The sequence below is a fragment of the Burkholderia sp. Ac-20349 genome (assembly GCF_017104865.1).
Lineage (GTDB): Bacteria > Pseudomonadota > Gammaproteobacteria > Burkholderiales > Burkholderiaceae > Burkholderia > Burkholderia aenigmatica.
Map to the genome: position 1 here is coordinate 1 of NZ_JAAGPM010000267.1, position 4,564 is coordinate 4,564.

5 protein-coding genes are annotated in these 4,564 nt (G+C 68.9%); 4 read left to right on the plus strand and 1 reads right to left on the minus strand.

The features are described 5' to 3' along the window. From flgA to G3N61_RS38105, 3 genes are all read left to right on the plus strand, one after another. On the plus strand, nucleotides 1-681 hold a 681-nt coding region (gene flgA / locus G3N61_RS38095; protein ID WP_241018111.1), incomplete at its 5' end, for a flagellar basal body P-ring formation chaperone FlgA. 118 nt (nucleotides 682-799) lie between these two features. Further along, on the plus strand, nucleotides 800-1,129 hold the full coding sequence (gene flgM, locus G3N61_RS38100) for a flagellar biosynthesis anti-sigma factor FlgM (RefSeq protein ID WP_175026136.1): 330 nt from the start codon (nucleotides 800-802) through the stop codon (nucleotides 1,127-1,129). A 70-nt stretch (nucleotides 1,130-1,199) separates the two neighbouring features. Further along, a complete protein-coding gene (locus G3N61_RS38105) occupies nucleotides 1,200-1,640 on the plus strand; it encodes a flagellar protein FlgN (protein WP_043184651.1) in 441 nt (146 codons plus the stop codon). 49 nt (nucleotides 1,641-1,689) lie between these two features. On the opposite strand, the gene G3N61_RS38110 is transcribed toward G3N61_RS38105, so the two are convergent. Next, the gene (locus G3N61_RS38110; protein ID WP_205825008.1) at nucleotides 1,690-3,540 is read right to left on the minus strand and encodes a M24 family metallopeptidase; all 1,851 of its coding nucleotides are present in this window, start codon (nucleotides 3,538-3,540) and stop codon (nucleotides 1,690-1,692) included. A gap of 426 nt (nucleotides 3,541-3,966) precedes the next feature. On the opposite strand from G3N61_RS38110, the gene G3N61_RS38115 reads away from it, so the two are divergent. Next, a partial coding sequence (locus G3N61_RS38115) for an XRE family transcriptional regulator (RefSeq protein WP_241018112.1) occupies nucleotides 3,967-4,564 on the plus strand: 598 nt, incomplete at its 3' end.

Consider the following 4,564-nt stretch of genomic DNA (forward strand, 5'->3'; position numbering starts at 1 on the left):
ACCTACGCGAACGCCGAGCGCCGCTTCACGCTCGACATGTCGTTCACGGCGACGACTCAGCGTGTCGTGCTGTTCGGGCCGTCCGGCGCGGGCAAGAGCATGACGCTGCAGGCGATCGCCGGCCTGCCCGGCAAGACCACCGTGACGGTCACGACCGCGTTTCCGCGCGGGCTCGCCGCGTGCACGACGCTCGAGCCATTCCTGCCGACCGGCGCGCGCCTGTGGGGCCGCACGACGGTCGGCGTGCGCTGCGCGGGCGAGCGGCCATGGACCGTCTACCTGCAGGCGAAAGTCGCCGTGCAGGCCACCTATTACGTCGCCGCGCGCCAGATCGCGCCCGGCGAGCCGCTCTCCGCGGCCGACCTGGTCGCCCGCGACGGCGACCTGACGGTGCTGCCGCTCGCGGTGATCACCGATCCGGCGCAGGCGATCGGCGCGACCGCGCTCGCGCGCATCTCGGCCGGGCTGCCGCTACGCCAGGACCTGCTGAAGAGCGCGGCGTCGGTGTCGGCCGGCCAGACGGTGCGGGTCGTCGCGGCCGGGCCCGGTTTCACGATTTCGGCCGAGGGCAGCGCGCTGGCAAACGCGGCGCCGGGCCAGTCGGTACGGGTGCGGATGGCGGCGGGCCAGATCGTCACGGCGATCGTCAAGGACGCCGGCACCGTGGAAATTCCGCTGTAGGGACGGATCTGGCGGAAAGAATGTAAAGAATTGTTTATTCGGAGCATTTCGGGCTCGCGATGCTAAAGTTCGGGCCGACCCGGCCGTTATCTGGGTCAAACCGAACAGGAAACCCATCGTGAAGATCGATTCCACTCCGAACCCGAGCCCCGTGGCGCCGACCGGCAACGGCGCGACCCGTGCGCCATCCGGCACGGCCTCGTCCTCGTCCGCGCAGACGGCCGACGCAGGATCGACCGGCGGCGACACGACCGTGAACCTGTCGGGTCTGTCCGGCCAGCTGCGTTCGGTATCCGCGTCCGGCAACGGCGATATCGACACGGGCCTGGTCCAGTCGATCAAGGACGCGCTGAACAACGGCACGCTGAAGATCGACGCGAACAAGATCGCCGACGGCGTATTGAATACCGCCCGCGAGCTGCTGCAGCAGCAGCGCCCGGGCAGCTGAAGCCGGCCTCGCGAGGCCGGTCCCCCGGTTTGCCGGCGCTCACCCGCGCCGGCGCGACGAGCATGACGCGATGAGAGAAGAGCTGCTGGCCACGGTCAACGACGAACACGCGACGGTCGAGGCGTTCGCGTCCCTGCTCGTCTACGAGGAAAAGGCACTGACGACGGCCGAGCCGCTCGAGATGCTGCCCGGGATCGTCGAAAAGAAAAGCGCGCTGATCGACCGGCTCGCGCAGCTCGAACGCACGCGCGACACGCAGCTTTCCGCGCTCGGCTTTCCGTCCGGCAAGAAGGGGATGGACCAGGCCGCCGAACGCGATGCCCGCCTCGCCGGCCGCTGGCAGTTGCTGCAGCAGTCCGCCGAACGCGCGCGCCGGGCCAATGCGAACAACGGGATGCTGATCCGGATCCGGATGGACTACAACGAGCGTGCGCTCGCGGTGCTGCGCTCGGCCCCCGCGCCGGCCGGCGTCTACGGCCCCGACGGGCGCGTGTCGGCACTCACGCGCTGACATCGCGCCGCGCGACCGCCCGGCGGCCGCGCCCCTGCCTGCTTCCTCGTTACAACAGCGGACACGCGGTGACCTGCGTGCCGCGCTCCACGCACAGCCGCTCGTAGTCGCGCAGGTACGCGCGCTCGCCGTCGTCCAGCAGGTCGAGATCGATCAGGTCCCAGTCGTAGCCGACCGTCACGATGTTCTCGAACGTCACGGTATCCGGCTGCGCGTCGTCCTGGCGGATGATCACGATGTTCTCGATCCGCACGCCGCCCTTGCCCTGCACGTAGATGCCCGGCTCGACCGAAATCACCGCATTCGGCACGAGCCCGTACTTCGCCCCCGGCGCGAACCGCACGCCGCCCTCGTGCACGTGAATCCCGACGCCGTGCCCGGTGCCGTGGCCGAAATCGTGGCCGTGGTCGCGGCACACCTGCCGCACGAGCGCATCGACGTCGCCGCCCTTTGCCGTGCTCGGGAAGCGCGTGACGAGCCCCTTGATGCATGCCTTCAGCGCGACCGTGTAGATCTCGCGCTGCCACGGCTGCGCGACCGTATCCGGGCGGGTCCGGCGCAGCACGACGCGCGTGCAGTCCGTCGCGAAGCCGGCTTCGTAATAGGCGCCGCTGTCGAGCAGCACGAGTTCGCCTTCCGTCAGCTCGACGTCGGCGCTCGCCGCCGTGTAGTGCGCGAACGCGCTGTTCGCGCCGTTCGCCGCGATCGACGGAAACGTCAGCGCCACTGCCGAACGCGCGCCGTACGCGTCGTTGATCGCGCGCGCCAGGTCGTACTCGGTATGGCGTGCGCCCGGCTCGCCGGCCTTCGCCCAGCGCATCGTCTCGGCGATCGCCGCGGAGCTGCGCGCGAACGCGTCGCGGAACCGGTCGAGCACCGCCGGCGTCTTGCCGGCCCGCATCGCTTCGACCGGGTTGAAGTCGGCATGCCGCGCCTGCGGCCACACCCGCTTCACCGCGTCGACGAGCGCGCAGTTCACCGATTCGAAGCCGTAGCACACATGCTCGACCGCGAACTGAGCCAGAAAGCGCTCGAGCGCCGCGACATCGCGCCGGATCACCTGCAGCGCCGGATACGACTCGAGCGTGACCTCGCAGCGGTCGCAGCCTTCCGGCAGGAACAACGCCACCTGCCCGCCGACCGCGAACAGGAAGCCGAGGTGCGACGACGCATTCGGGATGTGATAGCCACGGCTGTTCAGCAGATACGCGAGATCGTCCGACGCGCAGGTGAAGAACGCGGTCTTGCCGTCCGGTGCGCCGGTATGCGCGGCGAGCTGGCGGTTCAGCGCGTCGAGGTTCTGCGCGACGCTCAGGCCGGTCATCGATTCCGGCACCTCGAAGATCGGCCGCTCGACGACCCAGCCCGGCAGTGCGATCGCGCGATCGATCTCGCGCTCGGCGAGGCTCGTCCAGTCGAGCGACACCGCCTGCGTCTGTTCGAACAGGCGATCGCGCTGCGCGACGCTGATCCGCAGCGCGTCGTAGCCGACCCGCGCGAGCCGGCTCCCGTGCGCGACCAGCCAGTCGGCCATCGCCTGCCAGATCGTCACGTTCATCCCGAGCTTCTCGATGCGCACGCGCGCCGGATCGCACTGCTGCTCGGCCTGCAGGTGATAGCGGCCGTCGACGAACAGCACGAACGGGGGCAGATCGAGCGCCTGCGCGGTCGCCGCGCTCAGGAAGATCCCGCAGCCGGCCGAGCCGTCGAAACCCGACAGCGCGTAGCGCGGGTTGTTGCTGCGCGGCAGGTACTCGGTCACGTATTCGTCCTGCGACGTGACCAGCACCGCGTCGAGCCGCGCGGCGTCGAGCAGGCGCGACAGGCCTGCCTGAGTATCGGCGACGGATGCGTCGTACGGGGGAAGGCCGGAGAAGCTGTATTTCAGTCGATCGATCATCGGAAGCCCGTTATGCGTTGTTGTCGGCGGCCGGCGGTGACGCGGCGGGGAGCAAGCCCGAGGCAGGCCTGACACGGCACGGCGCCGCTGCACGGTCGGCGCTCGACCCCGCATGGCGCCGGGCCACCGTTCCGTTCCGGCGGCAGGCCCTTGAAAAAATTTCGTCCCACTTAACTTTGTTTGATATGCGCAGCAGAATCTAGAGCACGCCGAAATTGAGGTCAAGCTAAAATTTTCGTAGGGCTAAAATCGGGGTGGCGCCTGCACATCCCGGCACAACGTCAATTCACCCGGCGACACCGCGCGGTACAATTCGCCGGCATCGCCGCCCCGACGGCCGTGCTTCGTGCGATGCGCGGAATTCCCTGTTCGGCGACTGCACCGCCCGTCCGCTCGCCTCCCGACTCGTTGCCACGAAAGAGATTCATGGATTCAGACCTCATGCGTATCGGCCAGCGCATTCGCCGCCTGCGCCGGGAAGCGAAGAAGACGCTGCTGGAAGTCGCGACCGAAGCGAAGCTGTCGGTCGGGTTCCTGTCCCAGGTCGAGCGCCACCTCACGGGCATCTCGCTGTCGTCGCTCGTCAACGTCGCGAAGGCGCTCGGCGTGCCGCTCAGCGCGCTGATCGACCAGCCGCGCCAGGCCCAGCCCGATTCGTACGAGGGCCGCCGCAAGCCGTACGCGCTCGACGCCAGGTCGCAGTGGTACGAACGCCTGTCCACCACGTTCGACGGCAGCCAGATCAATGCGCTCAAGGTGCAGATGATGGAAGGCTACCGCTCGGAATGGGTCGCGCACGGCGGCGACGAATTCGTGTACGTGCTGGCCGGCCGGATCTGCTACACGGTCGGCAAGAAGGATTACCCGCTGTCGCCCGGCGACTCGCTGCACTTCGACGCGCGCCTGGATGTTCTCCTCCGTCGCGTCTTCCGCGCGGCCCGCGAACTCGCCCGCGAGCGATGCGCGGAAGGCATCGAACATCGGTGCGATCGCGATCTCGTCGTAGCGCACGCCGACGCGCCGC